The sequence below is a fragment of the Haloferax sp. s1 genome, assembly GCF_058382125.1.
In genome coordinates, this window is sequence record NZ_JBZRPK010000459.1 from 1 (window position 1) to 5,030 (window position 5,030).

At 60.8% G+C, this 5,030-nt stretch carries 5 protein-coding genes; 2 read left to right on the forward strand and 3 right to left on the reverse strand.

Annotated features, from left to right (window positions below; genetic code table 11):
• A partial coding sequence (locus QT222_RS06730; RefSeq protein ID WP_491476718.1) for a valine--tRNA ligase occupies positions 1-2,433 on the forward strand: 2,433 nt, incomplete at its 5' end.
• Positions 2,434-2,480: 47 nt separating this feature from the next.
• On the opposite strand, the gene QT222_RS06735 is transcribed toward QT222_RS06730, so the two are convergent.
• The 3 genes from QT222_RS06735 to QT222_RS06745 all read right to left on the reverse strand — a co-directional run bounded on the left by QT222_RS06735 (position 2,481) and on the right by QT222_RS06745 (position 4,176).
• Entirely contained in the window at positions 2,481-2,702 is a 222-nt protein-coding gene (locus QT222_RS06735) for a hypothetical protein (protein WP_004059050.1), read from the reverse strand.
• A gap of 158 nt (positions 2,703-2,860) precedes the next feature.
• A complete protein-coding gene (locus QT222_RS06740) occupies positions 2,861-3,916 on the reverse strand; it encodes a quinone-dependent dihydroorotate dehydrogenase (RefSeq protein WP_004059052.1) in 1,056 nt (351 codons plus the stop codon).
• Between the two features lie 62 nt (positions 3,917-3,978).
• Positions 3,979-4,176, reverse strand: coding sequence for a hypothetical protein (locus tag QT222_RS06745; protein WP_004059056.1), 198 nt, complete (start codon positions 4,174-4,176; stop codon positions 3,979-3,981).
• A 235-nt stretch (positions 4,177-4,411) separates the two neighbouring features.
• On the opposite strand from QT222_RS06745, the gene QT222_RS06750 reads away from it, so the two are divergent.
• Entirely contained in the window at positions 4,412-4,726 is a 315-nt protein-coding gene (locus QT222_RS06750; RefSeq protein ID WP_004059058.1) for a non-histone chromosomal MC1 family protein, read from the forward strand.
• Positions 4,727-5,030 lie beyond the last annotated feature (304 nt).

A 5,030-nucleotide genomic window follows, 5' to 3' on the forward strand; every position in this document is an offset into this window, starting at 1 on the left:
CTCCAGGATTTCGTCGCCCGGTTCAACCGGATGCGCGGCAAGGAGGTGTACTTCCCGTTCGGATACGACGACAACGGCATCGCGTCGGAGCTCCTGACCGAGGACGAACTCGATATCAAACACCAGGACTACGAGCGACGCGAGTTCCAGAAGCTCTGCCGTGAAGTCACCTCGAAGTACGAGTCGGAGTTCACCGAGAAGATGCAGAACCTCGGTATCTCCATCGACTGGGACCAGACCTACCAGACCATCTCGCCGGAGGTCCAGCGCGTCTCACAACTCTCGTTTATCGACCTGTACGAGAAGGACCGCCAATACCGCCAGCGAGCCCCCGCTATCTGGTGTCCCGAGTGTGAGACGGCTATCTCACAGGTCGAGACCGAAGACGACGAGCAGCACTCGCACTTCCACGATATCGAGTTCGGCGTCGCCGATTCGGACGAATCGTTCGTCATCTCCACGACGCGTCCTGAACTCCTCCCCGCGTGTGTCGCCGTCTTCGTTCACCCCGACGACGACGAGAACGAGCATCTCGTCGGCCAAGAGGCGACGGTCCCGCTGTTCGGCCAGCAGGTTCCCATCCTCGAAGACGAGCGCGTCGACTTAGAGACGGGAACCGGTCTCGTCATGTGCTGTACCTTCGGTGACCAGACGGACATCGAGTGGTATCAGGCACACGACCTGCCGCTTCGTATCGCCATCGACGAGTCCGGCACGATGACCGAGGAAGCGGGCGAGTATGCGGGCCTGTCCGCGCACGAAGCGCGCGAGAAAATCGTCCCTGACCTCGAAGATTCCGGTGCACTTCTCGACAAACGTGCCATCACGCACGCGGTCAAAGTCCACGAGCGCTGTGACACGAGCGTCGAGTTCCTCGTCAAGGACCAGTGGTACATCAAACTGCTCGACAAGCGCGAGGAGTACCTCGAAGCGGGCGAACAGATGGACTGGTTCCCAGAAAAGATGTTCACGCGGTACAAAAACTGGATCGAGGGACTCCAGTGGGACTGGGCTATCTCGCGGCAGCGCTCCTCGGGGATTCCGTTCCCAGTCTGGTACTGCGAGGACTGCGAGCACGCCGTCGTCGCCGACCGCGAGGACCTGCCGGTCGACCCGCTTTCTGACGACCCGCCGGTTGATAGCTGTCCCGACTGTGGCAACGACGAGTTCGTCGCCGAAGACGACGTGTTCGACACGTGGGCGACCTCGTCGCTTACGCCCCTCATCAACGGTGGCTGGGACTGGAACCCCGAGACCGAGGAGATGGAACTCGAACGGCCCGAACTCTACCCGTTCGACATGCGCCCGCAGGGCCACGACATCATCTCATTCTGGCTGTTCCACACGGTCGTCAAGTGCTACGAGCACACTGGCGAGGTTCCGTTCGACAGCGTCATGATAAACGGGATGGTTCTCGACGAAAACCGCGAGAAGATGTCCAAGTCCGTCGGCAACGTCGTCTCGCCCGACGAGGTTCTGGAGAAGTTCCCGGTCGACGCCGCCCGCTACTGGGCCGCCGGGAGCGCCGTCGGCGACGACCTGCCGTACCAGGAGAAAGGTCTCGTCGCGGGCGAGAAACTGATGCGGAAGCTCTGGAACGCGTCAAAGCTCGTTGAGAGCCTCACCGAGGACGCACCAGCGGAGTTCGACCACGACGACCTACAGGAGATTGACCGCTGGCTTCTGGCCTCGCTCGACCGCGAACTCGAATTCGTCACCGAGAAACTGGAGAACCGCGAGTTCTCGAAGGCGCGCGACCGCCTGCGCAGTTTCTTCTGGCACACGTTCTGCGACGACTACCTCGAAATCGACAAACAGCGAGTCCGCGAGAGCGACGACCCATCTGCGGCCTACACGCTCCGGACCGCCCACCAACGGTTCCTCGTCTGCTTCGCGCCCATCCTCGCCCACGTCACCGAGGAACTCTGGCGCGACATGTACGACGGAGCGAGCGTCCACGACCAGTCGTGGCCCGAACCGCTCGGTCTCGACGCCGACTTCGAGGCGGGCGAGACGGCGATGGCCGTCGTCGGCGCACTCCGGAAGTACAAAAGCGACGCGCAGCTCTCGATGACCGCCCCGCTCGACGAGGTCGAAGTCTACGGGCACGTCTCCGGTCTCGAAGCGGATATCAGCGGCGTGATGCACGTTGAGTCGCTCACCTCGACCGACGAGGAACCGCCTATCGAGTCCGTTATCTCCGGTATCGACCTCGACTACTCCATCGTCGGTCCCGAATTCGGCAGTAAGGTCCCGGATATCGAGGCCGCGCTCGCACAGGACGACTACGAACTCGTCGACGACGAACTCCACGTCGCGGGCGTCGAACTCGGCCCCGACGCGTTCGAGGTCAACGAAGAGCGCACCTACTCCGGTGAGGGCGAGTTCGTCGAGACCGAGGGCGCGCTCGTCATCGTGAAGAACGACGACTAAGCGCTCATCTTCCGTTTTTAACCGTCTGCGGCTCCACTATTGTGCCGTCAGTCGTTTCCGTCTGCACCTTGCGTCGACTGTTGATTGACCCCGAACGCTTCGAGCACCACCGCTGCGTCCTCGACGTGGGGAATCTCCAGCGGGTGGTTCTCGTTCGCATCGTCGCCGTCGACTTCCTCGGGGTCCGGCATCGTGAGTTGTACGTCGGGTGTCGACTCCACGTCCGTGTCGAACTGTAGCGTTTCGGTGCCGAAAACCGACGAGGCCAACCGAGCAACAGGACACCGACCGGAGCGACCGCGTTAGACACGAGGACCGCGAACGCTCCGGAGTCGTAGGGGGAGGGACGTCGCACAATCGGTCAACTGAATGGGAGGAAAAACAGACTTCGGTTCGCTTTCGCGGCGGCGAACCCGTCGCGGCCGACTTACAGGTCCGCGCCGACAGCGTCTTCAACCGAGTCGAATCCGTCTTGTTCGAGTCGTTCGACCAGACCGCGGTTGATGTCGCGGGCGATGCTCGGCCCCTCGTAGACCATGCCTGTGTAGAGTTGGACCATCGAGGCCCCGGCCCGAATCTTCCGGTAGGCGCTTTCGGTGTCGGAGACACCGCCGACGCCGACGATTGGCACGTCGGTTCGTTCCGCGATGAACCGGACCATCTCTGTCGCCTCTGACTCGATGGGCTTTCCGGAGAGTCCACCGCGTTCGGCTTGATTCGGATTCTGAAGCGAGTCGGGACGCGACGTGGTCGTGTTGCTCGCGATGATACCGTCTAAGTCGAGTTCGTCGACGACGTCGAGTGCGTCTTCGACCGCAGGGTCCGGCAGGTCGGGCGAGAGTTTCACGAGGAGCGGGTCGGCACCGGCGTCGACGAGCGTCCCCAGAATCGCCTCCAGTGAGTCGCGGTTCTGGAGGTCGCGGAAGCCCTCGCTGTTGGGACAGGAGACGTTGACGACGAAGTAATCGGCCCCGTCGGCGACACGCTCGTAGGTGTAGCGGTAGTCCTCTGGAGCTTCTTCGGTTGGCGTCACTTCGGAAAGCGCGAGATTGACGCCGACAGGGATGTCCGGGTGCGGGCCCGCGGACAGGCGCGCGCCGACCGCGTCCGCGCCCTCGTTGTTGAGACCCATCCGATTGATGAGGCCGTTGTCTTCGGGCAGGCGGAACATCCGCGGGCGCGGATTGCCCGTCTGGGGCTTTGCCGTCACGCCGCCAACTTCGACGTGGCCGAATCCGAGCGCCGCGAGGACGGTCGGCACTTCGGCGTTCTTGTCGAATCCGGCAGCGACACCGACCGGATTCGGGAACTCAAGTCCGAACGCGCTCGTCGTGAGTCGCGGGTCGTCGACGCGGTACCGTCGCTCGAGAAGTGATTCAATGGGGGTACCGCGGACTGTGGTGAGAAGCCCATGGATAGTCCCATGTGCGGTTTCCGGCGGGAGCGAGAAGAGAAGGGGTTTGGCGAGAGCGTAGGGGTTCATTGTAGTATCGTGTGCCATCCGCTGTCGGTGGAATTGTTTCGAGACGTCACGGTACACCCGTGTCAGAAGTCGTGTTCGACCTGTTCTGGGTCTGCCTTCTGGATGATGATTTTGCCGTCTCGAACACGAACGAATACCTCGTCGCCAATCTCCATCCCGGCGACTGCGAGTTCATCTTCGTGGAGGTTGACGTGGACGTTGTGGTACTCGCCGTTTTCGTCTTTGGCGCCACTCGGACTGAGCTTCTTTTTCCGGACCATCTGGGGGTCTATCCGTTGGTTCGCCGCAGGGAATACATAAGTGTTGTCTCCGTCTGCCCGCTGAGCGGTTATTTTCGCCTTATTATTACTCTCTCACGCGGACACCTATACCTTTCTTGACCTTTTTTTGACGGTCTCGTACGCACGAGTATATAAGTATAGTACCGTCGTCGGTCGAAAACGGCGATATATTTATGGCGTGCTATGTGGTTCATTGGCATAGAGGTGGAAAATCATGGTACGCGAGGACGGTAAGCGGAACTTTGTGCTCCGAAAGGAGGACGGTACAGAGACGAGTGTCTTCTCGGGAAGCATGCCACGACAGGCTGCGCTCAAAGCAGCACGTCGGCTTGACCCTCATGGCTCCGAAGACGAGGCTGAGTCGAATGCGACTGAGATTCGACTCCGAGAGAAGGGAACCGACAAGGTCCACATCTTCGACGCGTGGGCGTGGAACAGCGACGCACCCGAAGACAAACCCGGTTGGATGGAGGGGAAGATTACCAAGGGGAACGTCTCCAAGAAAGGAATCGAACACCTCGACGAGTAGCCCAACGGACGTTCACGTTCAACTTCTTATCGTGCGTACGCACGTGAGGCAAAATATACTCGCCAGTCGATACGCCTTTCACGACGGCACTGTCAATTCCGTCTGCGCGACCAACACCCGGTCAGACCGTACGTACAAAGCGGGGGATGAACGGCCGGCCTCCAGTCGCGCGATATTGACCGCTGAGAGATATCGTCGTTTTTTCCGCAACCCCGTCATGAAACTGCATGACGAAGCGCCCTCGGTTCGACGGCCTTAAATGTAACCGTGGCATTGGAAGTAATGTGAAGAAGCGCACGGGGGC